We start from the raw sequence: 26,865 nt of genomic DNA on the forward strand, positions 1-26,865 counted from the left end.
TGCTGGCCCGGCAGTCCGCAACCGGTGGGGCGGGAACGGTCGATGGTCGAGAGGGTGGCCGACGTGCCGTCGTTGGTCGCCGATATCTGCCTGTGTAGCACCGATGACCGGTTGGCGTCCACCTGGTGTAACGTCGCATTTCCGCAGGTCAGAGGGTTTTGCGGCGGTCGGCGGGGTGGGCTGCGGCAACCCGGCCGCCCTTCGGCCGCTCGTTACCTCCGGTGTCGGATATCCAACTTCGGTCCGCCGGGCGGGTCCGCGTCGTCGCCCCGACCTGATCCGCGCCGCGCGGTCGATCCGACCTGAGCGCGGTCGGCGACTTGCCGGTTCCCGTGGAACCGGCCACCGGCGTGCGGTCAGATGGAACCACCGGCATCCGCCGTCGGCCGGCCGATCGAGGGGGTACGCCGTGCAGGTGCTCGTCCTGATCGTGGTGCTGGGCGCCACCGTCCTGATCGGCACCACGCTCGGTGGCCGGTACCGGGTCGCGCCTCCGGTGCTGCTCATCGGGTTCGGGGTGCTGCTCGGGCTCGCGCCGCCGCTGTCCGACGTGGAACTGGAACCGGACCTGGTGCTGCTGATCTTCCTGCCGGCGATCCTCTACCGGGAGAGCCTGACCATCAGCCTGCGCGAGATCCGGGCCAACCTGCCGGTGATCGGGCTGCTCGCCGTGGTGCTCGTGGTGCTCACCATGGTCACGGTCTCCTTCACCGCGCAGGCGTTCGGCGTCAACCCGGCCGCCGCCTGGGTGCTCGGCGCGGTCCTCGCGCCCACCGACGCCGCCGCGGTCACCGGCCTGGCCAAGCGGCTGCCCCGGAAACTTCTCACCACGCTGCACGCGGAGAGCCTGATCAACGACGGCACCGCGCTGGTGATCTTCGCGGTGACGGTGGGCCTGCTCACCAAGAGCGGGGAGCCGGGGCCGCTGGGCATCGGCGAGGAGTTCGTCGGGGCCAGCCTCGGCGGGGTGGTCGCCGGCCTGCTGGTGGGCGCCGTCGTGGTGCTGATCCGCAAGCGGCTCGACGACCCGCTGCGCGAGGGCGCGCTGAGCGTGCTAACCCCGTTCGCCGCGTTCCTGCTCGCCGACTCGGTGCACGCCAGCGGGGTCCTGGCCGTCGTCGTCGCCGGCCTGGTGCTCGCGTACGCCGGACCACGGGTGATCCGTGCCCGCTCCCGGGTGTTGGCGTACGCGTTCTGGGACCTGTCCACCTTCCTGATCAACGGCGGTCTGTTCGTGCTGCTCGGCACCCAGATCCCCCGGGCGGTGCGTGGCATCGTCAGCACCTCGCCGCCGAGGGCCGTGCTGATCGTGCTCGCGGTCACGCTCGTCGTCGTCGCCACCCGGTTGGGCTTCGTCTACCTGACGGCGCAGTCGGCGCGGCTGCGGCGTCGACGGATGGTCGAGCAGGAACGCACCACACCCAGCTGGCGGGTCGGGACGGTCGCGGGCTGGTCCGGTTTCCGGGGCGCCGTGTCGCTGGCCGCCGCGCTGGCCGTCCCGACGATGACGGTGACCGGTCGACCGGTGGTCGAGCGAGACCTGATCATCTTCGTCACCGCGCTGGTGATCGTGCTGATCATGCTGGTGCAGGGCACCACCCTGCCGCTGGTGGTGCGCTGGGCCAGGCTGTCCGGCGACCCCGAACGCGTCGACGAGGCCCGGCACGCCCGCCGGCGCGCCACCCAGGCCGGCCTGGAGGCCCTGCCCGGGGTCGCCGCGGAGGTCGGCGCCGAGGAGGAGTCGGTACGCCGGCTGCGAGCCGAGTACCAGCGTCACCTGGCCGACCTCGAGGAGACCGGCGGACGCACCGCCGAGGAGCGCCGACTGGAGCTCCGACTGCGCCTCGGCGTCCTCGCCCACAAGCGGCGGGAGTTGACCCGGCTACGCGACAGCCGGGAGATCGACGACCTGGTGCTCCTGGAGCTCCAGTCGGCGCTCGACAACGAGGAGATCCGGCTGCTGGGGCGCGGTCCGAACGAGTGAGCGCGGGACCCGTGACGGATTGGTGACATCGCCGCGCCCGCGACCGGGGCGTCCGGGCGGCTCGTCGGCGGGTACGGTGGAGGCGGTTTCGGCGTTCGTCGATGTGTTCGGTCGCTGAGGGGGTACCCATGACCACCGAGGCGAGCGCGGCCGAGCCGCGGGTGGTCACCGAGCGGCAGTTCCTCGACGAGTTGGCCTCGGTTACCCGCGAGCGCGTCGCCACCCGGTTCCTCTACCTGATGGCGCAGGAGGATGCCGTCGTCGGCGTCCAGTGGGAGCAGCCCGGGGTGGACCACCTGCGCCGTTACCGGGTCCGCGACGCCTGCCCGCACTGCGTCGTGCTCGCCGCCGTGGTGACGCTCGCGCCCGTACTGCCACTGGACGTGCTGCGGGCCGGCCGCGCCCGGCCGCAGTACGAGACGGTCCTGCGTACCGGCCGGCTGCCCCACCTGGCTTTCGCCCGTCCGACGGGGTCACCCGGTGCGAGCTGGCTGGGTGACTGCCACGCGGTCGACGGCGACCCGCACTCCGCCGCCGACTGCCCGAGGCACGCCATGCCCCCACCCACCGGCGACCCGTTGGCGCTGCGCCTCGGGGCACTTCCCCGGGCGGTACGGGAGCTGTATCCGCACGACGGCGCGGCGGCGGCCGACCTGGCGCAGCGGCTACGGATCGCCCAGGACTGGCGTGCGGACGCGCAGGCGGTGGCCAGCGGCATCCGCGAGGCGGCGGCGACCTGGGCGTTCCTGCGCAACTCCTGCGTGCTGGGGGTGTCGGTGCCCGGTGCCAACGGTCTGGTGCTCACGCTGCCGCCCGGGCGTGCTGCGGACGACCGGTCGCTCGGCGACCTGCACGAGGCGACGGTACGCGCCCTGCCGGCCGGCGGTCCGGTCCCGTACCAGGAACTGGCCTGCCTGCTGCCCGAACCGACGTCGACGACGCAGCGCATGCCGACGTACGCCGGCGCGGTTGACCTGACCGCCGCCGCGCCGGTGCGGACGCTGCGGTTGCCGGTCCCACGCCGGCCGCTGAGCACCACCGGTCGGGGTGTGCTGCTGCTCTACGAGGCACGGCACGCCATGGGCCGGCACATGGCGAGCGCGCCGGTACGCGACAGCGCCTACTGGGATTCCGAGGCGGCGTTGAACGTCTTCGAGTTCACCCTGCTGGAACGCGTCGCCGGGCGGCACTACCAGGAGGCGGTGGCCGCCTACCTCCAGGCGTTGCGGCGCGAGGGTGACCTGCTCGCGCGTCCGCACAAGGTGCTCGACCGGCGTCGCCGCAAGGCCCTGTCGCACGCGTTCGGCGGGCTGGACGACGAGGAGCTGCACCTGTGGGCGTCGGTCGCCTACCGCAACGCCATCCTGGAACTGCTCGGCGACCTGAAGGCGTTCGCCGCGCACCTGAGCATCCAGGCCGGTTGAGCGCGGACACCCGCCGACCGGAGGCGGGCCGGTCGCCGCGTTCGCGCCCGCTCGCCGCGGGTGCCCGACGGGCTTACAGCACCTGGGCCAGGAAGCGACGCAGCCGGGGATGCTCGGCCCCCTCGAAGATCCGCTCCGGCGGGCCGGCCTCCAGCACCACGCCCCGGTCCATGAAGGCCACCGTGTCGGCGACCTGCCGGGCGAAGCCCATCTCGTGGGTGACCACCACCATGGTCATCCCCGCGGCGGACAGGTCGGCCATCACCCCGAGCACCCCCTTGACCAGCTCCGGGTCGAGCGCCGAGGTGGCCTCGTCGAAGAGCATCACCTCGGGTCGCAGCGCCAGCGCCCGGGCGATCGCCACCCGCTGCTGCTGACCGCCGGAGAGCTGCGCGGGCCGGGCGTCGGCCTTGCCGGCGAGGCCCACCAGCTCCAACTGTGCCCGGGCGACCTGGACCGCCTCGTCCTGGCCGAGCTTGCGCAGTCGGCGCAGCGCCAGCGTGATGTTGCGCAGCACGCTCATGTGCGGGAAGAGGTTGAACTGCTGGAACACCATGCCCACCCGCTGGCGCAGCGCGTCCGGGTCGTCCCGCAGCACGCTGCGCCCGTCCAGCAGCACGTCGCCACGGTCGGGCTCGATGAGGCGGTTGAGCGTCCGCAGCAGAGTGGACTTGCCCGAGCCGGACGGTCCGATCACGCACGCCGTCGCCCCCCGGGGCACGTCCAGGTCGACGCCGCGCAGCACGCGGTTCGCCCCGAAGGCCAGGTGGACGTCGTGTGCCCGCAGGCTGACCGAGGTGGTCGTGGCGGTGGTCATGGCCGGTCTCCTTCAGTGGCCGTGAACAGCACCGGGTCGTCGTCCTGGTCCGGCGCGGCGGTGCTCCGGCCGTCGCGCAGCCGCCGGTCGATCCAGTTGACGAGGTGGGTCAGCGGGACGGTCAGCGCCAGGTAGAACAGACCCGCCAGCAGCAGCGCGGACTCGTTCCCGGTGGTGGCCGCGTAGTCCTGCCCGATCCGGAACAGCTCGCGTTGGCTGGCCACCAGGCCCAGGAAGTAGACCAGGCTGGAGTCCTTGATCAACGCGATGAGCTGGTTGACCCAGGCGGGCAGCACCCGCCGGATGCCCTGCGGGATGATCACCAGCCGCATCGCGTCGGTCCAGGAGAAGCCGAGCGCCCGCGCACCCTCCAACTGGGCGGCCTCCACCGACTGGATGCCGGCGCGGAAGATCTCACCGATGTACGCGGCGGCGATCAGCGACAGCGCGAGGATGCCCAACGGGTACGGGTCCGGCCCCCACACCCGCATGCCGAGCGGGGCCAGGCCGACGCCGATCAGCAGGATCGTCGCCGCGGCCGGCAGCCCCCGGAACACGTCGGTGTAGACGCGCGCCGGCCAGCGCAGCCACCGGCTGCGGGAGATGCCGGCCACGGCCAGCAGCAGACCCAGCACCGTGCCGAGCAGAGCGGCGGAGACCGCCAAGATCAGCGTGTTGGGCAGCCCGACGGTCAGCATCTCGGGCAGCGCCTCGCGCATCGCGTCGACGTCGAAGAACGTCTCCCACAGGGTGCTCAACGGATCCATCGTTCGCCTCTCCTACCGCCCCGCTCGCTCGTCACCGGATCAGGAGGCGGCCGACGCGGACGCCGAGGGCGCCGCGACCGTGCCGCTGCCCGGCGTGAAGTCGGCCGGGATCGGGCGGCCCGGGTAGTACTGGGCCTGCAACCGGTTCCAGGTGCCGTCGGCGATCACCTCGTCGAGGGCCCTGTTCAGCGCCTCGCGCAGCTTGTCGCTGCCCTTGGCGACGGCGTACGCGGTCGGCGCCGGGCTGAGCTGCTTGGCCGCCACGGTGATCTTGCCGTTGCTGTCGGCGGCGGACTTCTCACCGATCTCCGCCGGGGCGATCCACGCGTCTGCGGTGCCCGCCTTGAGCTGGTTGATCGCGCCGTTGTAGTCCGGCACGCGGACCGGGTCGAGCTGCTTGCCGGTGGCGTAGTCGTCCTGGACGGTGCCCTGCACCACCACGACCCGCTTGCCGGCGAGCTGGTCGAATCCCTTGATCGGCGAGCCGGCCGGCACGTCCAGCCCGAAGTAGCCGAAGTCGTACCCGTTGCCGAAGTCGACGGTCTTCCTGCGCGCCTCGGTGATGGTGATCGAGGAACTGCCGACGTCGAACTTGTGGTTGTTGACCTGGGACAGCAGCGCGGAGAAGTCGGTGCCGACGAACTCGACCTTCAGGCCGAGCTTGCCGGCCACGGCGGTCAGCAGGTCGTTGTCGAAGCCGGTGAACTTACCGTCCTTGAGGTACACGTTCGGCGGGGCGTCGGTCAGCGTCCCGGCCCGCAGCACCCCCGCCTGCGCCAGACCGTACGGGTTCCCGGCAGCGTCGGCCGACCCGCCGCCGTCGCCACCGCAGGCGCTCAACCCACCGGCAACCACAGCAGCGGCCGCAAAAATCCTCAAACCAACAGAAATACGCACAGAATTCTCCAAAAAGGGTGGCGTCGACCCCGTTGATCATGAAGTTATTGCCACGACACGCCGGTCGGGCGGACAACAACTTCATGATCAACGCGAGAGGTCGCGCGGGTGGGTGGGTGCCCGGGGGAAGGGGAGCGGGGTTAGCGCTTCAGGCGGCGGTACACGCCGCGCTGCGCATTCGCATCAGGTCCACGTGGCGGCGCCGGGTCAGGGCCGGTCCTGTGGGGCTGAGGATGTGCATACGGTCTCCCGGGTCTTGGTGCTGACCTGGGTGCCAGGCCACGCTTGCACCGACGTCCTGCCGGTGCCTGGTCTTCACCCGGGGCACCCCACCGCGGAGGAGGGTTGCCGGCCAGCGAGCCGGGGCTTCGCGCTGGCGCTCATGACCTGCGCCGAGGCTAGCAGCAGCCACCGGTCGGTCGTCCAGCCGATATGACCACGCTCACCGACGGTGACCGGCGCTCGGATGAGTGGGTCAACCGGCGTGCACGTGCGGTCGGCGGGTCTGGTCCGGCTCCTGACGGCGCAGGATCTCCCGGGTCACCGAGGCGATCTCGCCCTGCCCGAACGCCAGGTACCGCAGCACGTTGCGGGCCGGGCCGCCCTCGGTCCACTCGAAGTAGATGTGCGGGCGTCGCGCGCTGCGATCGCGGATCTCCAGCAGCAGCGCGGCCAGCGCGTTGGGCACCGAGGAGCTGGCCAGGCTGAGCACCGGGAAACGGTCGTGCGCCACGCTGCCGCGCACCAGCAACCCGGTCTCGAAGTCCGACGGATCGGTGACCCGGACCTCGACGAAGATCACGTCGCTGTCGTCGGGGAAGTCGTTGTCCGCCATGGTCTGGGCCAGCTTGTCGCGGTACTCCGCGAGGTCGCGGCACTCCGGCTCGTGCGCGACCAGGCGGATCCGGCGCTCGGCACGCTCGTCGATCAGCGCGCCCGCCAGCTCGTCCAGCTCGACGTGGTCGACCCGCAGCTCGAACGCCCGCAGCACCCGCGACAGGGCCGACACCAGGATCATCGCGCCGATGAAGCAGGCGGCGATCTTCACGCCGTCGGGACGCTCCGCCACGTTCGCCACGGTGGTGTAGACGAACACCACCGCGATGGCGCCGAACGCGACCATGCGCCCGCGCTGCCGTCGCCGCCGCGCCGCGAGGGTCACCGCCGTCGCCGCCGAGGTGATCAACACCAGCACCCCGGTGGCGTACGCGCCGCCCTGCGCGTCGACGCTGGCGGAGAAGACGACCGTGATCAGGAACGCCACCCCGGTGAACACCAGCACCAGCGGCCGGACCGCGCGCGCCCACGTCGGCGCCATGCCGTAGCGGGGCAGATACCGGGGTACGAGGTTGAGCAGCCCGGCCATCGCGGACGCCCCCGCGAACCAGAGGATCGCGATGGTGGAGAGGTCGTAGACGGTGCCGAACACCTCGCCCAGATGCTGGTGCGCCAGGTAGGCCAGCGCCCGGCCGTTGGCGGCCCCACCCGGCCGGAATGCCTCGGGCGGGATCAGCACGGTGGTGGTCACGCTGCTGGTGATCAGGAAGACGCTCATCGTCGCGGCGGCGGTGGTGAGCAGCCGCCGCGCGCCCCGGATACGGCCCAGCGGCCGGTCCTCCGAGTCCTGGCGGTCCCCCCGGATGTGCGGCATCACCGCCACCCCGGTCTCGAAACCGGACAGGCCCAGCGCCAGCTTCGGGAACACCAGCAGGGACAACCCGACCACCAGCAGCGGATCACCGTGCCCGGTCCGCAACGCGGTGCTCCAGTCCCCGACCGCGCTGGGGTGGCTCACCACCCGCCACAGCGCGTCGCCGATCACCACCGCGTTCAGCGACAGGTAGACCGCCACCAGCACGACGGCGATCCCGATGGCCTCGCCGAAACCCTTGAGGAACACCGCGCCGAGCAGGGCCACCAGCAGCAACGTGACCGCCACCTCGTGTCCCTTGAGGGCGCTGGGCAGGAACGGGTTCTCGTCGATGTGGGCGGTCGCGTCGGCCGCGGACAGCGTGATGGTGATGATGAAGTCGGTCGCGGCGAAGCCCAGCAGCACCAGCACGAACAGCTTGCCCGGCCAGTAGCTGAGCAGGCGTACGAGCATCGCGATCGAACCCTCGCCGTGCGGGCTCTCCACCGCCACCCGCCGATAGACCGGCAGCGCGCCCAGCAGCGTCACCAGCACCAGCACCAGCGTCGCCACCGGGGAGAGCGCCCCGGCCGCCAGCGCCGCGATGCCCGGCTGGTAGCCCAGCGTCGAGAAGTAGTCCACGCCGGTCAGGCACATCACCCGCCACCACGGGTGGTGCCGGTCCTCCTGTGGGTGGGCGTGCAGGCCCTGCGGCGTGGGCTGCCGCGACCCGTCGGCGAGCAGCCAGCGCCGTACCCGGTCGGTTCGTCGGCCGGCCCGCCTGATCACCCGCACCGGCGTCACCCCCGTCCCGCCCGTGGTCACCGCGAGTATCCGCCGTGTGGTCGACCTCCGTCCGGCGGTGTGCGGAACCCGCCCGCCGGGAGCACCGGGCGGGCCCGGGTTTCGGGCCGCACGCACCGGGGAAGCAGCGCCCCCGTCCCGAACCCCGGGCCGGGCAGCGCCGGGAGGGGAGCGGGCTCGTGGTCGGTGGCCGCCGCTTCCGCCGGGGCGACGGCTTCGGCCGCCGGCTCGACGAGCACGAGACGCGGGTCGGGGCGGTCACGCCGCCGCAGCCGGGGAGCCCGTCCGCGGGCGGCCTGGTGGACAGCGCCGTCTACATCCGGGGACACCGGTTCGCCTCACCGGCCGGTCTCGCCGAGACGTACGCCTGCCTCCAGACGCAGGAGCACGCGATGGCCTGGATCGGGTTGTACCGGCCGGACATCGACCAGATCTCCTCGCTGGCGCGCGAGTTCCGCCTGCACGACCTGGCGGTGGAGGACGCGATCAACGCCCACCAGCGGCCCAAGCTGGAACGGTACGGGCACACCCTCTTCGTGGTGCTGCGCGCCGCCCGCTACGACGACCTGCGCGAGGAGGTCGAGTTCTCCGAGCTGCACCTGTTCATCGGGCCCGGCTTCGTGGTCACGGTCCGGCACGGGGAGGCGCCCGACCTGGCCGCGGTGCGACGTCGCATGGAGGCCGACGCGCCGATGCTCGCCCGGGGGCCCGAGGCGGTGTTGTACGCGGTCCTGGACCAGGTCGTGGACGGGTACGCGCCGGTGGTCGCCGGGTTGGAGAACGACATCGACGAGATCGAGACCCAGGTGTTCGGCGGCGACCCGAACGCCAGCCGGCGCATCTACGGGCTCAGTCGAGAGGTCATCGAGTTCCAACGCGCCGCCCGCCCGCTGCTCGGCATGCTCGACGCCCTGGCGGCCGGCGCCGGCAGCTACGGCACCGACGAGGAGCTGCGTCGCTACCTGCGGGACGTCACCGACCACCTCACCCAGGTGGTGGAGCGGGTGGACGGGTTCCGGCACCTGCTGCAGAACATCCTCACCGTCAACGCCACTTTGGTCTCGCAGCAGCAGAACGAGGAGATGCGCAGCCTCACGGCGGCCAGCTACGCGCAGAACGAGGAGCTGAAGAAGGTCTCCTCGTGGGCCGCGATCCTGTTCGCCCCCACCCTGATCGGCACGGTGTACGGGATGAACTTCGTGCACATGCCCGAACTGAACTGGCGCTTCGGCTACCTGTTCGCGCTCCTGCTCATGCTGCTGGTCTGCGGCACCCTCTACCTGGTCTTCAAGCGCCGCGGCTGGCTGTGAGCGACGCCCGGCCGATGCCGGGGTTCACTCGATGCCGCGCAGGATGTGCCGCTCGTCCTCGATGTCGTCGTCGCCGGCGCCGATGCGCCCGAGCAGCACGGCGGCGGCCCAGATGGTCAGCGGGGTGGCGGCGCCGGTCATGCCACCGCCGGTACGGTCGTGCGTGGTCTGGCTCCGCTCGTTCCGCGGTGGCCTGCGCTGAGCCTGCATGGGCCCTGCCTCTCCTCGTCGAAGCCGCCGCGGGCGGCGCGGTGCGCCCCGCGCGCCCGGCCGGGCGGCCCGCGCGTGCGGGTCGCCACCGGTACGGCATCCACGTCGAACCATCCCACGTCGGGCCGGGTCCGCACCCCTGGTTTTCGGTTTCCCGACTCACGCCCGCCAAACCGGACAACTCGCCTCGGCGGTCGGGGACCGCTCAGCGCAGCGGGTGGGCGATGCCGCGGGCGTGGTCGGTGAGCGCCGCGCCGACCACGGTCGCCGCCAGCGGCAGCACCTCCAGGCAGCGGCGTACCGCGGCGGCCATCAGCGCGTTCGGTACCCGCATGGAAAGCGTGCAGTGCGGCACCCAGCGTCCCGGCTGGTAGTGCTCGACCAGCCCGATGCCGGCGGCGGCGAGCCGGCCGTGCACCAACCGGTGCTGCGCCAACAGTTCTGCCGTCGGCGTCGGGCCGAGCCAGAGCACCCGGCCGACGAACTGCCCGGCGTGCTGGAAGTCGAGGCGCAGCGGGGCCGCCACGACCGTTCCGCGCAGCGCCTCGGCGACCTGCTCGGGGTCGAAGCGGGGCGCCACCGCGAGGGACACGTGCGGGCGGTGGCGCTGCTGCAGCAGGGAACGCATGCTCTGCACGCCCTCGGCCTCCAGGGCGTCCCACAGCACCCGGATCCGCCGGGTGGCGTCCGGGTCCAGATACAGCTCCAGCGCCGCGACCACATGATCACGGTAGCGGTCGGGGTTCGGCTGTCGGTGGCCGGCGGTACGGTGCTCCAGAACCGACAGGAGGCGTACCCGTGGACGTGAGTGACCTGCTGACCGAGACGTACGACCGGCTGCCCGACCTCGTCCGCACGGCGGTCGACGGCCTCACGCCGGAGCAGCTGCGCTGGTCGCCCGGCGAGGGCGCCAACTCGATCGGCTGGCTGGTCTGGCACCTGACCCGCGTCCAGGACCACCACGTCGCCGAGCTGCTCGACGCCGAGCAGCTCTGGACCACCGGCGACTGGCCGGGGCGGTTCGGGCTGGTCGCCGACCCGCACGACACCGGCTACGGTCACACGCCCGCCCAGGTCGCCGGGGTCCGACCGGAGAGCGCGCAGGCGCTGGTCGACTACTTCGACGCGGTCTCGGCGCGTACCCGAAAGTTCCTCGCCGGCTTGCGGCCGGCGGACCTGGACCGCATCGTCGACGAGTCGTGGGACCCGCCGGTCAGCCTCGGTGTGCGGCTGGTCAGCATCGCCGACGACGACGCGCAGCACGCCGGCCAGGCGGCCTACGTGCGGGGCCTGCTCGAGCGCGGCTGACCTTCGGCGTCCGCCGGGCTCACGGCACGATCACGGCCCGGCCTTCGAGCGTCCCGTCGCGCATCTGGCGGTACGCGTCGAGGGCGTCCTCCAGCGCGAACGTGGTGATCTTCGGGCGGACCAGGCCCCGGGCGCCGAGGTCCAGCACCTCCACCAACTCGGGCCGGCTTCCCCAGTAGGTGGTCGCGATGCCCACCTCGTACGGCACGGAGAAGAACGAGACTCCCAGGGTGCCGCCGCCGATGCCCACGATCGTCAGGTCACCCACGGTGCGGGCCACCGCCGCGCCGAGCGTCAGGGTGGCGTCGCTGCCGACGAAGTCCAGCACCACGTCGGCGCCCCGCCCGCCGGTGGCCCGCCGGATCTCCTCGGTGGCCTCGGGCCCCGGCGTCACCGTGTGGTCGGCGCCGCACTCCCGCGCCAGGTCCAGCGCCTCGGCGCGGGTGTCCACGGCGACGACCCGGGCGGCCGTCGTCGCCTTGAGGATCTGCACGCCGACGTGTCCCAGCCCGCCGACGCCGATCACGACGGCGGTGCTGCCCGGCGGCAGTTTCGACCAGGACCGCCGGACGGCGTGGTACGGGGTGAGGCCCGCGTCGGTGAGCGGGGCGGCGTGCACCGGATCGAGCCCGTCCGGCAGCGGCACGAGGTGCCGCGCGTCCGGGACCAGCTCGTACTCGGCCATCCCACCGTCCAGGCCCAGCCCGCCACCCCCGCTCGGCACCGGCGCGCCGGCCGGGTTCTCGCAGTACGGGTCGATGCCGACGCGGCACCGGGCGCAGGTGCCGCACCCCCACGAGCCAAACACGGCCACGGGCTGCCCCACCGTCAACCCGGACACCCCGTCGCCGAGCGTGTGTACCCATCCGGCGTTCTCGTGCCCGAGGGTGAACGGCGGATTCCACGGCATCGCGCCCGGCTCGAACTCGTCCATCAGGTGCAGATCGGAGTGGCAGGCGCCCGCGCCGCCGATCCGTACCACCACCTGACCCGGGCCGGGCGTCGGTTCGGCGACCTCGACCAGCTCCGGTGTCGACCGCCACTCCCGCAGCCGCAGTGCCCGCATGTCGATCCCCCCGTCGCCGTCCTGGCGTAGCTGCCTGCCCACGGCACCGCGCACCAAACGAGTCCTTTCGCGATCTTGCAGTTTCTGCTGTCGATTCGCGTTCTCCCGGCTGATATGTCGCCACCGAAAGTGCAAGATCGCGGGGCGTTCACCCGGTCCGGGTGAGGACCGCTCACCCTGGCGCGGGTGATCCTGCGGGGACGCGGGAGGGGATGTGATGGGCACGACGGCGACGAGCTACCTGGAGCAGTTGGACACGGGCCGGCGTTTCGACCTACCCGAGACGACCACCGGCACGCTGCGGCTGGACCTGCGCGACGACGGGTACACCGAGCACTGGTACCTGACCGTGGCGGACCAGCACATCAAGGTCACCCGCTCGGCCGACGACGCGGACCTGGTCGTCCGCGCGTCCCGCGCGATCTTCGACGAGCTGGTCAGCGGTGACCTGCCCCCGGGTACGGCGCTTTTGCGCAACGAGCTGACCCTGCGGGGCGACATGCGGCTGCTGCTGGTGCTGCGGCGCGTCCTGCCCGGCCCGAAGGGCGCCCGGCACCCGCGCGAGCTGGGGCGGGCCGCGTTGGCCCGGCGGAGCGCGCCGGGCGGGCGGGACGACCGGCCATGAGGCAGGAACTCGTGCACGTTCTCGCCGGCAACGTGTTCGCCATCAGCGACGCCCAGGGTGACGTCGAGGTGGATCCGCAGGCGCCGGTCGGCCTCTTCGCGTTCGACACCCGCTTCCTCTCGCACTGGGTGCTCACCGTCGACGGTGAGCGGATCGACGCCCTCTCCCGCGACGACATGACGTACTTCGAGACCCGGTTCTTCCTGGTGCCCGGCGCCGCGAGCCACTACGTCGACGCCGACGTGTCGATCATCCGGCACCGCTCGATCCACGAGTGCTTCCACGAGAAGATCACCGTGCTCAACCACTCGCCGCAGCCGGCCGAACTCACCGTACGCGTGGAGATGGGCAGCGACTTCGCCGACATCTGCGAGATCGGAAACCTGCGGCGGCGGGACGTACGGGTCGACGTCGACTCCGCGCGCCAACGCCTCACCCTGCGCTACGAGCGGCAGCGGTTCGTCCGCGAGACGACGATCAGCAGCACCGCCGCGGCCGAGGTCGACGAGGGTGGGATGACGTTCAAGATCCGCGTCGCGCCGCACGGGCAGTGGGACACCGACCTGCACGTCGTCCTGACCATCGTCGGCGAGGGTGGCCAGGACATGCGGGAGAGCCTGCAGGCGCACCAGCAGGCCGTCCGCACCGGGATGCGGGAGGACCTGGCGGCCTGGCTGGACCGGGCGCCGCGGTTGGTGGCCGAGCGCGACGGCCTGGAGGAGATGTACCGGGGGAGCCTCGCCGACCTGGCCGCGCTGCGGTACCGGCCACTGTCGACCGCCGAGCGCGTACCGGTCGCCGGCCTGCCGTGGTCGATGGCCTTCCTGGGCCGCGACAGCATCATCACCTGCCTGGAGACGCTGGCGTTCACTCCTGAGCTGACCCCGGCCACGCTGCGGATGCTGGCCCTGCTGCAGGGCGGGCACCTCGACGACGAACGCGAGGAGGAGCCCGGCAAGATCGTGGCCGAGCTCCGCTACGGCGAGTCGAGCGTCTTCGGCGAGCGACCGAGCGCGGTGTACTACGCCGCCGCGGACGTCACCCCACTGTTCGTGGTGCTGCTCGACGAGTACGAACGCTGGTCCGGTGACGCCGAGCTCGTGCGCGAGCTGCGCCAACCGGCCCGGATGGCGCTGGACTGGATCGACGAGTACGGCGACATGACCAGGGACGGCTACGTGCGGTACCAGCGCCGCAACGAGCACGTCGGCGCGGTCAACCAGTCCTGGAAGGACGCCACGGACGCGATCATCGACGCATCCGGGCGGCTGCCCGACTTCCCCCGCGCCACCTGCGAGCTGCAGGGGTACGCGTACGACGCGAAGCGGCGCGGTGCCCGGCTGGCCCGCGAGTTCTGGGGCGACCCGGAGTACGCCGACCGCCTCGATGAGGAGGCCACGGCGCTCAAGGAGCGGTTCAACCGGGACTTCTGGCTGCCGGGCCGGGAGTACTACGCGCTGGCACTGGACCCGTACGGCGAACCGGTCGACGCCCTGTCCTCGAACATCGGTCACCTGCTGTGGAGCGGGATCGTCCCGGACGATCGCGCCGAAGCGATCGCCGAGCACCTGGTCGGGCCCCGGCTCTTCAACGGCTGGGGGGTGCGGACGTTCGCCGCCGGCCAGCGGCCGTACAACCCGGTGGGGTCGCAGTTGGGGGCGGTGTGGCCGTCGGACAACGCCCTGATCGCGGCCGGGCTGCGGCACTACCGCTTCGACGCGCACGCGGCCCGGATCGCGAACGGCATCTTCGACCTGGCCCAGACGCTCGGCGGGGCGGTGCCGGAGGTGATCGCCGGCTACGAACGGAGTCTGACGAAGTATCCGGTCCAGTTGCCGTCGGCCGGGCGTCCGCAGTCGTGGTCCTCGGGGGCGCTGCTGATGTTGTTGGGCACCCTGTTGGGTCTGCGGCCCACCGGGGAGGACCTGCTGGTCAGGCCGGCGCTGCCCGCGGGCTTCGGGCGGGTCGACCTGCTCGGCGTCCCGGGGCGGTGGGGCCGCACCGACGCGTACGCCGGCGAGCGATCCACCCGGCCGGTCAGGCCCCCGGCGTCCCCGTTCCGCTCCTGAGATCGGCAGCCGTCGCGTCTCTTTCCCCGGCCGTGTCCCGCTGGGCCGGGGGCGAGCTGCGGCGTTGCGCGTGGACGTGGCGGAAGCCCCGCACGGCGTGGCCCAGACCGGCCAGTTCGCCGGGCCGGGCGGCGGCGCGGACCGCGGTCAGCAGCAGCACGATCGGACGCGTGCCGGTGGACTCGGCGACGGGGAGACCACCGAGCAGCAGCTCGGCGGTCTCGCCGCTGATCCGGTCCGCGTTCATCTCGTGTCCCTCAGCGCCGCCTGGTCGGGCGATGTCACATCCGCACCGGCCAGGGGGCGAGGAACACGACGTGAACACGGACCGGCCGCCACCGGACCCGGAGCTCAGCCCATGGTCTTCGCCCCGTCGATCGCCTCCCGCAGGATGTCGGCGTGCCCGGCGTGCTGGGAGGTCTCGGCGATGAGGTGCAGCAGTACCCGACGCACCGTCCACCTCGCACCCGGCTCGAACCAGGGCGCCTGCGGCAGCGGGTGGGCCGTGTCCAGGTCGAGGGTGGCGATCAGCTCGTCGGTGCGCATGGCCACCGCCTGGAACCGCTCGACCAGCCCGGCCAGCGTCTCGCCCGGCGTCATCTGGAACTGGCCCACCCAGTCGATCTCGGCCCGCTGCATCTCCTCGGCACCACCGACGGCGAACAGCATCCACCGCTCCTCGGTGCTCGCGACGTGCTTGATCAGCCCGCCGAGGCAGAGCTCGCTCACGGTGCTGCGGGTGGCGGCCTGCTCGTCGGTCAGGCCGTCGACGGTCTGGAGGAGGAAGCCGCGGTGCCGGCGCAGCGTCTGCAGCAGGTCGGCGCGTTCCCCGGTGAGCTGCGCGGTGCTGGTCATGGTGTCGCCCTTTCTCGAAGTCCGTCGGCCGCCCGCCGAGGGTCTGCTCGACCGCCCTTGTGCAACAGACCCTAGGACCGGGCACCGACAGTTCCGGGTCGGACACGACGAGGGCATCGGGCGTCAGCGGTTGCCGATCGGGGTGCGGGACTGTCCACTGAATGACATGGGTGTCATCAAGGTGGGCACGTCGTCCTGGGCCGACCAGTCGTTGCTGCGCTCCGGCTGGTATCCCCGCTCGGCCAACACGCCGGCCGGCCGGCTGGCCTTCTACGCCGGCCGGTTCCCGCTCGTCGAGGTGGACACCTCCTACTACGCCGTGCCGGTGCCGGAGACGACACAGGGCTGGGTCGACGCGACGCCGGACGACTTCACCTTCGACGTCAAGGCGTTCAGTCTCTTCACCGGGCATCCCACGCCGGTCGCCGCGCTGCCGCGCGACCTGCGACCGACCGCCGGCCCCGGCCGGATCCGCCGCCGCGACCTGCCCGAGCAGGCGTACGACGAGCTGTGGGTCCGCTTCCGGGCGGCGCTGGCCCCGATCGCGGCCGCGGGCAAGTTGGGCACGGTGCTGCTGCAGTTCCCGCCCTGGCTGGCCCGTGGCGCCGCCGCCGAACGGCGCATCGTGGAGCTGGCCCAGCGGTGCCGGCCGTGGCGCGTGGCGGTGGAGGTGCGGCACGGGTCCTGGTTCGACGAGGACGCCACCACCGCCACCCTGGACCTGCTGCGCGCGCACGACCTCTCACTGGTCTGCGTGGACATGCCGCAGGGACATCCGTCGTCGGTGCCGCCGATCCTGGCGCGTACGGCGGAGCCGGCGATCGTGCGCTTCCACGGCCACAGCGACGCGTGGCGCGACGGCGACAAGCAGGACAAGTTCCGCTACGCGTACGCCGAGCAGGAACTGCGCGACTGGGCCGAACGGCTGGCCGGGATGGCCGACGACGTCGACGAGCTGCACGTGCTGTTCAACAACTGCTGCGCCGGGCAGGCCCAGCGGGACGCCACCCGGCTGGCGCAACTGCTCGCCGAGACCATGCTCGGCCGGACGCGGGTGCCCCTCGGGCCGCGTCGGCCGTCCGACGGTCAGACCGTCGCGGTGACGCCCGGCTGACGGGCCGTCGCCCGCGTGCGCACCGCTCCGAGCGGGGCACACCGGGCGACGTTGGTCCTCAGGAGCGCCGACCCCGGCTGCGCAGGGCGTCCTGGGACCGTTCGGTGACGTCCGCCTCGTCGGGGAAGGTCCGCCCGCTGGGCGCCGGATCGGGCGGCGCACCCGGTCCCGCCATGGTGGTGCGGGTCGGCTCGACCGAGCCGAAGCCGTGCCGTCCGGCCGGTCCGCTCCGCCCGGCCCGGGCGCCCGCGCGCCGTTCACCGCGCCGCCCCTCGGGCACCGCCGTCTCCTCGCTGCCCTCGTCCAGCGGCGAGTCGTCGCCGGTGCCCCAGGGCGCGTCGGCGTCGAAGTCGTCGCCGGTTCCCCACGGGTTGGTCGCCTCCGGCTCGAGCCGGTCACCGCCGCGTCCCTCGTGTGCCGTCATGGCCACCTCGCTCGGTCGGTCCGCCGCTGTTGACGGACGGGTTGCCCGTCCCCGGGCCGGTCCTGTCCACCGGGCGCGGGCGCGGGCCGGGCCGCTGCTCCGGTGCCGGAGTGCTTCGTGCCCAACCCGCCTGCCGCGCGCCGCGCCGGGCCGGCCGGCGTCCCGCCGTCGACGGTCCGCCGGGACCCCGGCCGGCCCGCCGCTCAGCGTCCGGCCATGGCCATCTGTCGCTTGCCCATGCCCATGCCGACCTTGGCCAGGCCCGCCGGGGCGCTGCGCATCCCGCCGGTACGGCTGAGGATGCCGCGCAGCACCTGACCGGGCTTCTGCTGCTCACCCATGTACGCGGTGACCACGACCAGCGACCCGGTCAGCGCCGGGATCGCCCACTGGAGCAGCTTCATCTGTCGCTGCGAGGAGGCGACACTGGCGGGTGTCTGGTGGTTGGGTTCGGTGGCGCCGCTCACCGGCGGTCCGCCCGCCTTCTCCAACCGCATGCCGACCAACCGGCTGTAGCCGGTGACGGCGAGCGCGCCGATCGTCAGCGCCGTCTTGAGGGCGCTGGCCTTGCCCACTCCGCGTTGGGCCGCCATCCGTGGGCTCTCGGTGACCAGTTCGCCGACCGCTCCGGCCAGGTGTGCGCCGATCGCAGCCGCGTTGACCGGCGTCCACTTCGACCAGCCGGCCGAGGCGACCGGGAGCCGCTGGGTCGAGTCGTTGATCTTCGCCGCTGCGCCGTTGACGCCGAAGGCACCCATGAGGGAGCCGCCGAACCAGGCCGCCAGACCCAGATCGTGCATCGAGCGCAGTGCGGTGTGTCGTTCGGACATGTGATCCCCTTCCGCCGTGTCGGGCGACGCGGCTTACCCGTCGCCCGGACGGCTAACCCCGTCGTCCGCCGGCCGTTCCCCGCGACGGGGACGTTCGGGCGTCGGGACCACGAACCGCGCCCGGCAGGAGTCGTCGGCGCGGCGGCGGGTAGATCCCGGTCGAGACCGACGGAGAGGGGAACGGCATGTCGCAGCCGGACGAGGTCCGCGAGAAGACCCCGAAGACCGACGCGGTGCTCATGCATCCGGACAACGATCCGCACCGCACCACGGCCGAGGTCGCGCCGCGCAAGGACCACGGGCAGATCCAGGTGGAGCGGGACGGCGACCGGACACCGGTGGAGCCGCAGGAGTGATCGGACACGACGGAGGCCCCGCCGGACGAGCGGGGCCTCCGGTGCGGAAACCGGTCAGGAGACCGAGATCGACCCGTTGCTGGCGCGGACACAGGACACCGCGCGGGCGGCGGTGACGGCGGCGCCGGCGAGGCACTGGCCGAGCACCTGGTGCCCGGTGGCGTTCGGGTGCCACGACTCCTGGCAGGTCTGGAAGTAACTGACGCAGGTGTTGGCGATCCGCTGAATCGCGATCTTGTCCTTGCCGGCGAGGCTGGTCACGAAGGTGCCGGTCGCGCCGTCCTGGAGCCGGATCGGGGTGGCCAGCGCGCCGGTCGGGCTGGACGTCGTCTCGCACAGCCGCGCCCCGTCGAAGGCCCGCTGCACGTTCAGGTAGACCAGGTCGTCGTTGGGGAACTCGGCGGCCAGGGTGTCCCGGGTGGACTTCACGATGCCGCCGAGACCCTGGGAGAAGCGGTGTCCCGGGGCGAGGCTGGCCCGGTGGATCGGGCAGCCGGCCGCGTACCTCTCGGCGCCGAGGTCACGGAACTTGTCCCGGGTGTCGTCGCGCCCGTCCTCCTCGTGGAACACGGCGTTCAGGTCCAGCGGCAGCGGGTTGGTGTAGTCCTGGAACACCACCCGGTGCTGTCCGTCCGCGTCCACCTGATCGAGGGTGGTGAGGATCTGGCGTACGGCGGCGGTGGTCTCCGCGGTGGCGGCGCTGAGCTGCGCGGCGGTGGCCAGGTCGGCGTCGCTGCACGGCTTCTGCTCCACCGGCCCGTTCAGGTACGCCCAGAACTCCCACCAGCCGGTCCAGGCGTCGGCGATGAACCGGTTGGCGCACGTCTCCGCGACGCTGCCGAAGGTGAACGAGCTGTTGTTGGACCCGAGGCCGATCAGCACCAGGTCGATGTCCTGGGTCTGCGCGACGGCACGGAGTTGGTCGAGCTGCGCGGCCACCGTACGGCCGTTGGCCCGTGCCTGCGAGGCGTTGGCGATGTCGTGCGGCTGACCGCCGGAGCAGGCCAGGTTGAACCGGTTCTGGATGCCCGGCAGGTTCGCCTGGTTCAGCGAGGCGTTCGCCGACCGGTGGCAGAAGAACGCGTTGTTGTTCGGCGCCGTCCAGCCGGGGAAGCCCTGGGTGACCCCGTTGGCGTCGACCACCGGGGTGTACGCCCCGGCGCCCTCCCCGCTGATGAAGCTGTCGCCGAGCGCCACGGCGGCGGTGGGCAGCGCGGCGGTCGCGGGGGCGGGCAGCGCGACGGCGGTCGACAACGCGGCCGTGACGATCGTGAGTGCCGCGGCGAGCGCGGTGCGGCGGAACCTGGGCATGGGGCCCCCATCCATCGAAAGATGAAAGATTCTCTGAGAGCGCGATCAGATCACCCCTGTGCAACGGGCGTCAATGGCCCGTAACAGAATCTTTCGACGATCGACACGTGGGTTGCGACGCGCAGCGGTACGCGACGGCGCGAGGTCACACCACTGTGGAGGGCGCCGGGCGCCCGGGCGTCAGGCGCCCTTGGCGGCAGGCACGCCGACGTCGCCCTCGCGCCGGCCGCGCACGGCCGCGCCGAGCGCGTTCAGACCAACACCCCAGATCAGGAGTACGGACAACCACTGCGCCCACCGCAGCGCGCTCATCTCGCCGGAGAGCAGGTTGCGCACGCTGCCGAACGGGGTGAGCCACGGCTGCGCCGGACGCAGCGCGGGCACGGCCTCCAACACCCCGAACAGCCCCAGCGGCAGCACGATCGTGGCGAGGAAGGCGACCACCCGCGAGCGCAGCAGCAGCCCCAGGCCGGTGCCCACCAGCCCGGCGACGATCTGCACCAGCACACCGCCCACCGCGACCGTGCCGACGTGCCGCCACGGGTCGGCCGCCCCGTCGGCCGGGCTCAGGGCCAGGGTCGCCGCGCAGATCACCACGCCGGCCACCCCGATCACGACGGCCGGCAGCAGCACCCCGAGCACGGTCGGGACGACTCCGGCGGACGTCCGGCGCGGGTCGTGCACGAGCAGGATGCCGAACAGCGGCGTTCCCACCGACATCAGGCTCTGGACCGTCCCCGACAGGTCGACGAACGTCCGGTCGGCGGGCGCCGCCGCCGCGGCGAGCGCCACGGCGGTGAGCAGCCCCGCCAGGAGCGTGCCCGCAAGCAGCCAACGGCGGGCCCGCGTGCCGAGGGAGCGCCGCAGGGACTCGCGTGCCGTCTGGTCCACGCCGACCGCCTCCCCGCGTCCGTCGTCCCCCGATTGACGGATCGTACCGAGGTGGGTGTCTCTGCGTGATCCCGTGCTCACGGCGCGGCTGTTCGGTGGCTCACGTTCACCGGGTCGAGCACGGCGGGTCGCGTAGGTCCTCCGGGAGTTGTCTCAGTCTCGGGCTAGGCTCGCTGCGGCGCGCCGGCCGACCGACGTCGGGACGGCACCACATCGCCGAGACCGGGGAGTACGACCAGTTGACCGCAGAGCCTGACACCCTGTACGGGGCCGATGACCTCACCCACCTCGAGGGGCTGGACGCCGTCCGTAAGCGGCCCGGCATGTACATCGGTTCCACCGACAGCCGTGGCGTGGGTCACCTCGTCAACGAGATCCTCGACAACTCCACCGACGAGGGCGTCGCCGGCCACGCCACGAACGTCGAGGTGACGCTGCACGCCGACGGCTCGGTGCAGGTCGACGACGACGGTCGGGGCATCCCCACCGACGTGCACGCCAAGTCCGGCATCTCCGGCGTCGAGCTGGTGCTGACCCGGCTGCACGCGGGCGGCAAGTTCGGCGGCTCCGGCTACAAGACCTCCGGCGGCCTGCACGGCGTCGGCGCCTCCGCCGTCAATGCGCTGTCCCGCCGGTTCGACGTCACCGTCCGCCGCGGCGGCAAGGTCCACTCGATGTCCTTCCGGCACGGCGTACCGGGGATCTTCGACGGTGCCGGGCCGGACGCGCCCTTCACCGCCGGGCCGGGCCTGCAGGTGACCGGGGCGATGAAGCGCGGCCAACGCACCGGCACGTCGATCCGCTGGTGGCACGACGCCCGCTACTTCGAGACCGGCGCGACGCTGGACGTCGACGCCGTCCGGATGAAGCTGCGCAACACCGCGTTCCTGGTCCCCGGCGTGACCTATCTGCTGCGCGATGCGACCGGTGAGGCGCCCGTCGAGGAGCGGTTCCACTACCCCAACGGGCTCAGCGACATGGTCGAGTTCCTCGCGCCGGCCGGCGACCGGCCGGTCTCCGGCACCCTGCTGGTCAACGGCGAGGGGACGTACCGGGAGAACGCCGCCGACGCCAACGGCGTCATGCAGTCGAACGTGCAGCGCCGCGCCGAGGTCGAGGTGGCGTTCCGCTGGGGCACCGGCTACGAGCGCACCGTCGAGTGCTTCACCAACACCATCCGCAACGCCCACGGCGGCACCCACCGCAAGGGTTTCGAACGGGCCCTCGTGCGTACCCTCGCCGACGCCGTGCGCAACACCCGCGGCCTGCTCAAGGCCAAGGAGGAGCCGCCTACCCTGGACGACGTCCTGGAGGGGATGACCGCCGTGGTGCACGTGCGGATCCCCGAGCCGCAGTTCACCTCGCAGACCAAGGACGAGCTGTCCACCACCGGCATCACCAAGGTCATCCAGAGCCTGGTGGACGCGCACGTCAAGTCCTGGTTGGAGGACCGGCGCACCAAGGCCGAGGCGCGCGTCGTCCTCCAGAAGATCGTCGACGCGGCCCGGGTGCGGCTCACCCAGAAGCAGCAGAAGGACGCCGCCCGGCGCAAGACCGCCCTGGAGGGCGCGTCCATGCCGCCGAAGCTGGTCGACTGCCGTGCGACCGGCATCGACCGCAGCGAGCTGTTCATCGTGGAGGGCGACAGTGCCCTCGGCACGAGCCGGATGGCCCGTTCCTCGGAGTACCAGGCGTTGCTCCCGATCCGGGGCAAGATCCTCAACGTGCAGAAGGCCAACCTCCAGCAGGTGCTGGACAATGCCGAGTGCGCGGCCATCGTCCAGGTGCTCGGCGCGGGGTCGGGGCGGACGTTCGACCTCTCCGCGCTGCGCTACGGCCGCGTACTGATCATGGCCGACGCCGACGTGGACGGCGCGCACATCCGTACGCTGCTGATCACCCTCTTCGCCCGTTACATGCGGCCGCTGATCGAGGCCGGCCGGCTCTACGCCGCGATGCCGCCCCTCCACAAGATCACCACCAAGGGGCGGAACCCGCAGACCGTCTACACCTACACCCAGGCCGAGATGGAGGCGACGGTCCGCAAGCTGGAGAAGGCCGGCAAGCAGATCGTCACGCCCATCCCGCGCTTCAAGGGCCTCGGTGAGATGGACGCCGACGAGCTGTGGGAGACCACGATGAACCCGGCCACCCGGGCCGTCCGCCGGATCACCCTCGACGACGTGGACGCCGCCGAGCGCATCCTCGAACTGCTGATGGGCGAGAAGGTCGAGCCGCGCCGCAACTGGCTGATCGACTCCGCCGACCGGGTCGACCGGGAGGCGATCGACGCATGAGCCGACGTTCCATTCGAGTGGAGAGCTGAGTCATGGCACGCCGCAAGGAAAACAAGGTCGACCTCTCCTCGTTCGACCAGGCCGGCGCGCGGGTCTTCGACAATCCGCTGGTCACCGAGGTCTCCGACTCCTACCTGGAGTACGCCTTCTCGGTCATCCACTCCCGCGCGCTGCCGGACGCCCGCGACGGCCTCAAGCCCGTACACCGGCGGATCCTCTGGTCCATGTACGAGCAGGGCTACCGCCCCGATCGAGGGCATGTGAAGTCTGCCCGAATTGTCGGGGATGCGATGGGCAAGTACCATCCGCACGGCGACGGGGCGATCTATGACGCGATGGTCCGCCTCGCCCAGGACTTCTCGCTCAACGCGCCACTAATCGACGGGCACGGCAACTTCGGCTCCCCGGACGACGGCCCGGCTGCCAGCCGTTACTGCGTTACCGGAGACACCCGCATTCGACTTGCTGACGGCACCAGCCCTCGAATTGCTGATCTGGTGAACCTTCCAGCGAATAGCGAAGCCGATGTCGACTTCGAGGTGCTCGACAAAGACGGTAAAGCTGTCCAGGTCGACAAGGTGTTCAACTCGGGCGTCCATCCGACGGTCCGGATCGGCACGGAGGCCGGATTCTCGCTTCGAGGCAGCGAGAATCACCTCGTGCTCTGCCTTGAGTCACCGATGGGTGTTCCGCTCTTTCAGTGGCGACGGCTCGATGAGCTCAACGTCGGCTCGATCGTCTGTGTGGCACGGAATGCCTGGTCCCAGGTTGTTCCCACCGCTCGTGAATACTCTCTGGGCGTTCTCGCTGGCGCGTGGGCTTCTGAGGGCTTTGCGAGTGAGACCAGGGCCGGTTTCAACAACACCGACGAGCACTTTTTCGGGGAGGTCCTGCACGCGTACGACCAAGTGGTTGGTGGTCGGCGTTACGTTGGCGAACGGCAGACCCGTCGCGATCGAAAGCGCATCCAGGAGATCGATGTCCAGATCTATGCCGGCGGTATGGACGCTTTCCGGGCAAGTCCAATGGCAGAGTTCATCGGGCATCAAGCTCGGGAAAAGTTCATCCCACAATTCATCTGGAACGGCGGCTGGGGCGTCAAGCGTGCCTTCCTTATGGCCCTCTTCGAAGGGGACGGAGGGGTGCGGGTCGCCAAGGACGGCTTCACCATCCAGTACACGAGTTACAGCGAGCGGCTCACCCGGGAGGTCCAAGAGCTGCTCACGGAATTCGGGGTCTTCGCCTGCTGGCGCCGTTACACGCGTCCCAGCGGCTCGGTCGAGCACCGCTTGGTGATCTCCGGTCTTCGGAACATCAAGGCATTCGCCAATCGGGTTGGCTTCCTCCGGACTAAACAGGCAAAGTTGAACTCGGTTTTGCGGCACGCGCCGTTGCGTCCGCATCGGCTGAGCAAGGACCAGGTTCCCTTCGTAGCTGCCTACGTGCGTGACGCTTTGGACTTCGACCGGCGTGGTAGTGGACGCAAGTGGTTGACGACGCACAATTTTGATCGCGTCGAGCGATGGGAGACCGAGCGCCTCCGGATTATCGATCGCATCAAGGAACCAGAACTTCTGGCGACCATCCTCCCGATCATGGACTCTGGGTACCGGTTCGAGCGCGTCACCGAAGTGACGCCGTGCGAGCCCGCGGAGGTCTACTCGGTCCGGGTCAACTCCGAGGATCATTCCTTCCTCGCCGGCGCTTTCGTCAACCACAACACCGAAGCGCGGATGTCCCGTGAGGCCATGCTGCTCGTCGGTGAGCTGGGCGAGGACACGGTCGACGTCGAGCCCAACTACGACGGGTCGCTGACCCAGCCGACCGTGCTGCCGGCAGCCTTTCCCAACCTGCTGGTCAACGGCGCGTCCGGGATCGCGGTCGGGATGGCCACCAACATGATCCCGCACAATCTCGCCGAGGTCGTCTCGGCGGCCCGCTGGCTGATCAACCACCCGGACGCCACTCTGGACAAGCTGATGGAGTTCGTCCCCGGGCCCGACCTGCCCACCGGTGGCATGCTGCTCGGCCTGGACGAGGTGCGCCGCGCGTACGAGACGGGTCGCGGCGTGGTGCGCATGCGCGGCAAGGTGGAGATCGGCCCGATCGAGGGCAGCCGGGGCCGTCAGGCGATCACCGTCGTCGAGCTGCCCTACGGGATCGGCGCGGAGAAGGTCATCGCGGCGATCACCAACGAGGTCACCAAGACCAAGCGGCTGACCGGCATCGCCGACGTCAAGGACCTCACCGACCGGGAGAGCGGCACCCGCCTCGTCATCGAGTGCAAGGTGGGGGTCAACCCGCAGGCGCTGCTCGCCGACCTGTACCGGCTGACCCCGTTGGAGCAGTCCTTCGGCGTCAACAACCTCGTGCTGGTCGACGGTCAGCCCCGTACCCTCGGGTTGAAGGCCCTGTTGGAGGTCTTCCTCGCCCACCGGTACGAGGTGGTCACCCGGCGCAGCGCCTACCGCCGGCGCAAGCGCGAGGAGCGACTGCACCTGGTCGACGGTCTGCTGATCGCGTTGCTCGACATCGACCGGGTGGTCCGGCTGATCCGGGGCAGCGACGACGCGCAGGCGGCCAAGGACGGGCTGATGAGCCAGTTCGGGCTCTCCGACATCCAGGCCACCTACATCCTGGACACGCCGCTGCGCCGCCTGACCAAGTACGACCGGATCGAGCTGGAGGCCGAGCAGGAGCGGCTGCGTGCCGAGATCGCCGAGTTGTCCACGATTCTGAACGACGAGCGGGTGCTCAAGAAGCTGGTCTCCGACGAGCTGGCGGCCGTGGTCAAGCAGTTCGGCGCCGAACGGCGTACGACGCTCGTCGACGGTGACCTGAAGGAGGTGTTGGCGGCGTCCGCGCCGGCCGGCCCGCTGGAGGTCGCCGACGACCCGTGCCAGGTGATCCTCTCCGCGACCGGGCTGGTGGCCCGGACCGCGGCCGAGTCGGAGGAGAGCGCCGAGGGGCGTCGGCGCAACGGCCGGGTCAAGCACGACACGGTACGCGCGATCGTGCACTCCACGGCCCGGGGGCGGGTGCTGCTGATCACCAGTGCGGGTCGCGCGTTCAAGATCGACGTGCTGCCGCTGCCGGTGCTGCCCGAGCAGGCCGGCACGGTGTCGCTGCGCGGTGGCATGTCCGCCGCCGAGCTGGTGCCGCTGGAGGCGGGGGAGACCGTGGTCGGGCTGGCCCCACTGGGCAGCACCGCCGAGGCGTCACCCGGGTTGGCGTTGGGCACCCGGCAGGGCGTGGTCAAGATCTGCGCTCCGGAGTGGCCGGTGCGCTCCGACGAGTTCGAGGTGATCGGCCTGCGCGACGGCGACGAGGTGGTCGGGGCGACCTGGCTGGCCGACGGCGCCGAGACGTTGACGTTCGTGACCTCGGAGGCGTCGTTGTTGCGCTTCGCGGCCGGACTGGTCCGCCCGCAGGGCCTCAAGGGCGGTGGCATGGCCGGCATCAACCTGCCGACCGGGGCGCGGGTGGTCTTCTTCGGCGCGGTACGCACCGACGACCCGGGTCACGGTGAGCCGATGGTGGTCACCTCCACCGGGGCGACGGTCAAGGTCACGCCGTTCCAGGCGTACCCGGCGAAGGGTCGGGCGACCGGCGGCGTGCGCGCCCACCGCTTCCTCAAGGGTGAGACGGACGTCGCCGTGGCCTGGGTAGGGCCGCGACCGGTCGGCGCGACCGCCACCGGCGAGCCGGTCGAACTGCCGGCGGCCGATCCCCGCCGCGACGGCAGCGGCTTCGCCGTGATGCTCGGCCCAACGGTCATCGGCCACCTCATCGAACGCGACTGACCCCCGGGGCCCTCGGCCCCACGCTTGACGCCCGTTGATCATGAAGTTATTGCCGCCGTCATCGGCGTGTCGG

The 26,865-nt window shown here is 71.6% G+C and carries 22 protein-coding genes, 3 pseudogenes and 1 riboswitch; of the genes and pseudogenes, 12 read left to right on the top strand and 13 right to left on the bottom strand.

Translation table 11 applies throughout. The features are described from left to right. Positions 1 to 409 precede the first annotated feature (409 nt). Together ACN263_RS08795 and ACN263_RS08800 are read left to right on the top strand one after the other, a co-directional pair. Positions 410 to 1,984 (top strand): Na+/H+ antiporter, encoded by a 1,575-nt coding sequence (locus ACN263_RS08795; RefSeq protein ID WP_422739315.1) that lies wholly within the window; start codon positions 410 to 412, stop codon positions 1,982 to 1,984. Positions 1,985 to 2,112: 128 nt separating this feature from the next. Continuing rightward, the gene (locus tag ACN263_RS08800; protein ID WP_422739316.1) at positions 2,113 to 3,408 is read left to right on the top strand and encodes a hypothetical protein; all 1,296 of its coding nucleotides are present in this window, start codon (positions 2,113 to 2,115) and stop codon (positions 3,406 to 3,408) included. A gap of 73 nt (positions 3,409 to 3,481) precedes the next feature. Here ACN263_RS08800 and ACN263_RS08805 read toward each other — a convergent pair whose 3' ends face one another. The 4 genes from ACN263_RS08805 to ACN263_RS08820 all read right to left on the bottom strand — a co-directional run bounded on the left by ACN263_RS08805 (position 3,482) and on the right by ACN263_RS08820 (position 8,314). Continuing rightward, a complete protein-coding gene (locus ACN263_RS08805; RefSeq protein ID WP_422739317.1) occupies positions 3,482 to 4,225 on the bottom strand; it encodes an amino acid ABC transporter ATP-binding protein in 744 nt (247 codons plus the stop codon). After that, complete coding sequence (locus tag ACN263_RS08810) at positions 4,222 to 4,992, bottom strand: amino acid ABC transporter permease (protein ID WP_422739318.1); 771 nt, start codon at positions 4,990 to 4,992, stop codon at positions 4,222 to 4,224. Before ACN263_RS08810 ends, ACN263_RS08805 begins: the two co-directional genes overlap by 4 nt. A 39-nt stretch (positions 4,993 to 5,031) precedes the next feature. After that, positions 5,032 to 5,832, bottom strand: a complete 801-nt coding sequence (locus ACN263_RS08815; protein WP_422739319.1) for an ABC transporter substrate-binding protein — start codon at positions 5,830 to 5,832, stop codon at positions 5,032 to 5,034. Positions 5,833 to 6,165: 333 nt separating this feature from the next. Beyond that, positions 6,166 to 6,277, bottom strand: a riboswitch (SAM riboswitch). Between the two features lie 87 nt (positions 6,278 to 6,364). After that, the gene (locus tag ACN263_RS08820; RefSeq protein WP_422739320.1) at positions 6,365 to 8,314 is read right to left on the bottom strand and encodes an amino acid transporter; all 1,950 of its coding nucleotides are present in this window, start codon (positions 8,312 to 8,314) and stop codon (positions 6,365 to 6,367) included. Between the two features lie 188 nt (positions 8,315 to 8,502). Between ACN263_RS08820 and corA the strand changes: the two genes are divergently transcribed. After that, complete coding sequence (gene corA, locus ACN263_RS08825; protein ID WP_422739321.1) at positions 8,503 to 9,633, top strand: magnesium/cobalt transporter CorA; 1,131 nt, start codon at positions 8,503 to 8,505, stop codon at positions 9,631 to 9,633. A gap of 24 nt (positions 9,634 to 9,657) precedes the next feature. Here corA and ACN263_RS08830 read toward each other — a convergent pair whose 3' ends face one another. Both ACN263_RS08830 and ACN263_RS08835 read right to left on the bottom strand, forming a co-directional pair. Further along, positions 9,658 to 9,843 carry a hypothetical protein gene (locus ACN263_RS08830; protein ID WP_422739322.1) on the bottom strand — a complete coding sequence of 62 codons (186 nt, stop codon included), beginning with the start codon at positions 9,841 to 9,843 and terminating at the stop codon, positions 9,658 to 9,660. Positions 9,844 to 10,048: 205 nt separating this feature from the next. Beyond that, a complete protein-coding gene (locus tag ACN263_RS08835) occupies positions 10,049 to 10,564 on the bottom strand; it encodes a 2'-5' RNA ligase family protein (RefSeq protein WP_422739323.1) in 516 nt (171 codons plus the stop codon). A 77-nt stretch (positions 10,565 to 10,641) separates the two neighbouring features. On the opposite strand from ACN263_RS08835, the gene ACN263_RS08840 reads away from it, so the two are divergent. Beyond that, entirely contained in the window at positions 10,642 to 11,151 is a 510-nt protein-coding gene (locus ACN263_RS08840; RefSeq protein ID WP_422739324.1) for a mycothiol transferase, read from the top strand. A gap of 19 nt (positions 11,152 to 11,170) precedes the next feature. On the opposite strand, the gene ACN263_RS08845 is transcribed toward ACN263_RS08840, so the two are convergent. Continuing rightward, on the bottom strand, positions 11,171 to 12,271 hold the full coding sequence (locus tag ACN263_RS08845; protein ID WP_422739325.1) for an NAD(P)-dependent alcohol dehydrogenase: 1,101 nt from the start codon (positions 12,269 to 12,271) through the stop codon (positions 11,171 to 11,173). A gap of 163 nt (positions 12,272 to 12,434) precedes the next feature. Here ACN263_RS08845 and ACN263_RS08850 point away from each other — a divergent pair, with 163 nt between their 5' ends. After that, positions 12,435 to 12,842: an SCP2 sterol-binding domain-containing protein gene (locus tag ACN263_RS08850; protein ID WP_422739326.1), complete on the top strand. Its 408-nt coding sequence runs from the start codon at positions 12,435 to 12,437 to the stop codon at positions 12,840 to 12,842. Then, positions 12,839 to 14,911, top strand: coding sequence for a glycogen debranching N-terminal domain-containing protein (locus ACN263_RS08855; RefSeq protein ID WP_422739327.1), 2,073 nt, complete (start codon positions 12,839 to 12,841; stop codon positions 14,909 to 14,911). The genes ACN263_RS08850 and ACN263_RS08855 overlap by 4 nt, the downstream gene beginning before the upstream one ends. Here the strand turns inward: ACN263_RS08855 and ACN263_RS08860 are convergent. Next, on the bottom strand, positions 14,880 to 15,158 hold the full coding sequence (locus tag ACN263_RS08860) for a hypothetical protein (RefSeq protein WP_422739328.1): 279 nt from the start codon (positions 15,156 to 15,158) through the stop codon (positions 14,880 to 14,882). The two genes, ACN263_RS08855 and ACN263_RS08860, sit on opposite strands and share 32 nt — an antisense overlap. Positions 15,159 to 15,262: 104 nt before the next feature. Next, positions 15,263 to 15,766 (bottom strand): DinB family protein, encoded by a 504-nt coding sequence (locus ACN263_RS08865; RefSeq protein WP_422739329.1) that lies wholly within the window; start codon positions 15,764 to 15,766, stop codon positions 15,263 to 15,265. A 166-nt stretch (positions 15,767 to 15,932) separates the two neighbouring features. On the opposite strand from ACN263_RS08865, the gene ACN263_RS08870 reads away from it, so the two are divergent. After that, entirely contained in the window at positions 15,933 to 16,880 is a 948-nt protein-coding gene (locus ACN263_RS08870; RefSeq protein ID WP_422739330.1) for a DUF72 domain-containing protein, read from the top strand. A 58-nt stretch (positions 16,881 to 16,938) separates the two neighbouring features. On the opposite strand, the gene ACN263_RS08875 is transcribed toward ACN263_RS08870, so the two are convergent. After that, the gene (locus ACN263_RS08875) at positions 16,939 to 17,304 is read right to left on the bottom strand and encodes a hypothetical protein (RefSeq protein WP_422739331.1); all 366 of its coding nucleotides are present in this window, start codon (positions 17,302 to 17,304) and stop codon (positions 16,939 to 16,941) included. 203 nt (positions 17,305 to 17,507) lie between these two features. Further along, complete coding sequence (locus tag ACN263_RS08880) at positions 17,508 to 18,134, bottom strand: hypothetical protein (protein WP_422739332.1); 627 nt, start codon at positions 18,132 to 18,134, stop codon at positions 17,508 to 17,510. A gap of 185 nt (positions 18,135 to 18,319) precedes the next feature. Between ACN263_RS08880 and ACN263_RS08885 the strand changes: the two genes are divergently transcribed. Continuing rightward, positions 18,320 to 18,490: a hypothetical protein gene (locus ACN263_RS08885; RefSeq protein ID WP_422739333.1), complete on the top strand. Its 171-nt coding sequence runs from the start codon at positions 18,320 to 18,322 to the stop codon at positions 18,488 to 18,490. A 54-nt stretch (positions 18,491 to 18,544) separates the two neighbouring features. Here the strand turns inward: ACN263_RS08885 and ACN263_RS08890 are convergent, their stop codons facing one another. After that, complete coding sequence (locus ACN263_RS08890; protein WP_422739334.1) at positions 18,545 to 19,801, bottom strand: hypothetical protein; 1,257 nt, start codon at positions 19,799 to 19,801, stop codon at positions 18,545 to 18,547. A 180-nt stretch (positions 19,802 to 19,981) separates the two neighbouring features. Further along, positions 19,982 to 20,692 (bottom strand): hypothetical protein, encoded by a 711-nt coding sequence (locus ACN263_RS08895; RefSeq protein ID WP_422739335.1) that lies wholly within the window; start codon positions 20,690 to 20,692, stop codon positions 19,982 to 19,984. 239 nt (positions 20,693 to 20,931) lie between these two features. On the opposite strand from ACN263_RS08895, the gene ACN263_RS08900 reads away from it, so the two are divergent. From ACN263_RS08900 to ACN263_RS08915, 4 genes and pseudogenes are all read left to right on the top strand, one after another. After that, positions 20,932 to 22,989 (top strand): DNA gyrase/topoisomerase IV subunit B, encoded by a 2,058-nt coding sequence (locus tag ACN263_RS08900; RefSeq protein ID WP_422739336.1) that lies wholly within the window; start codon positions 20,932 to 20,934, stop codon positions 22,987 to 22,989. 32 nt (positions 22,990 to 23,021) lie between these two features. After that, positions 23,022 to 23,642: pseudogene (locus ACN263_RS08905) on the top strand (DNA gyrase subunit A); the annotation flags it as partial. Between the two features lie 27 nt (positions 23,643 to 23,669). Then, positions 23,670 to 24,317: pseudogene (locus ACN263_RS08910) on the top strand (LAGLIDADG family homing endonuclease); the annotation flags it as partial. Between the two features lie 393 nt (positions 24,318 to 24,710). Next, positions 24,711 to 26,792: pseudogene (locus ACN263_RS08915) on the top strand (DNA gyrase subunit A); the annotation flags it as partial. Between the last annotated feature and the right edge of the window lie 73 nt (positions 26,793 to 26,865).

The organism is Micromonospora sp. WMMD729 (assembly GCF_049315225.1).
In the GTDB taxonomy this organism is placed as follows: domain Bacteria; phylum Actinomycetota; class Actinomycetes; order Mycobacteriales; family Micromonosporaceae; genus Micromonospora.